Raw genomic sequence first — 964 nt, forward strand, 5'->3', positions numbered from 1 at the left:
TTGGCTGAGGTAGTAGCGGAAGTCCCGACTGCTGCTGCGGCTGGGGGCGCTGGCCTGGGCTGAGGCGTCGCGCATCCATTCCAGCAGGCCGGTCTTCACGAAGATCCACTCGTAGGCGCCTTCCACCAGCGAGCGCGCCGTGCGGCCGGGTTCCTGCACCACGGCGCTGCGCGTGAAGTGAGTGGAGAGCTGGTCCAGTTCGTATTCGAGCATGCCCTGGGCGTGGCGCCATCCCTGGTCGGGCCAGAACAGGTGCATGCCCACGCACTCGATGACGATGGACAGCAGCAGCGAGGCGACCAGCACGCCGAACAGGCGCCAGGGCAGGGTGATGAGACCGATGATCAGCCCATGCTGGTGTGCCCGTTGCTGCTGGGTGGTGGCCGCCGGGTCCTTCACGGCCGCACCTCGTCGTCCGGCGCGTCGGATGTTGCCGGCGGCGCCTCCGCGATCATGTCCTCGGGCAGCGTGTCGTCATCCTGCAGGGTGGGCAGCGTCGGGCCATCCCACCACTCGCCGGCCTCGGCGTAGTGCTGGCGCATGTAACCGGCAAGGTGCTGGAGATCCCTGGGCATGACCTCGTCCGGATCGGGCGCCGGTAGCGGCATGCGAACCTTCCACAGGTTGCCGCCCTCGATGAGGGCGAAGCACTGGCCCTTGGGCAGGCCGACCACGTGCGCGGGTTCGATCAGGGGCACGCTCGACGTGCTGATGCGATCCTGCGCGTTGCTGGTGAAGTCGGTTGGGCCGTGGATGTCGGAGCTGTCCGTGGCACCGCTCACCAAGGTGGTCGTATAGACCTCGACCTTCGGCAGTTGCCGCGTCAACAGCTCGGCGGTTGTCAGCGGTAATCCAATAATCCCCACCTGTGGTAATCGAATTTTCCCCACCCATCGACTTGAAGGAGTCAGAGATGGAAAGGGAATCAGTGGTGTTCGATGTGGAAGCTGTCCTGGACCCGAGG

The 964-nt window shown here is 65.6% G+C and carries 1 protein-coding gene and 1 pseudogene; both read right to left on the reverse strand.

Annotation, left to right across the window (positions count from 1 at the left end; all coding sequences use genetic code 11):
• On the reverse strand, window positions 1–399 hold a 399-nt coding region (locus GPA21_RS20265), incomplete at its 3' end, for an IncC plasmid conjugative DNA transfer DtrJ family protein (RefSeq protein ID WP_168989859.1).
• Window positions 396–964: pseudogene (locus tag GPA21_RS20270) on the reverse strand (hypothetical protein); the annotation flags it as partial. The pseudogene GPA21_RS20270 and the gene GPA21_RS20265, both read right to left, overlap by 4 nt.

The organism is Azoarcus taiwanensis (assembly GCF_012910885.1).
GTDB lineage: Bacteria > Pseudomonadota > Gammaproteobacteria > Burkholderiales > Rhodocyclaceae > Azoarcus_F > Azoarcus_F taiwanensis.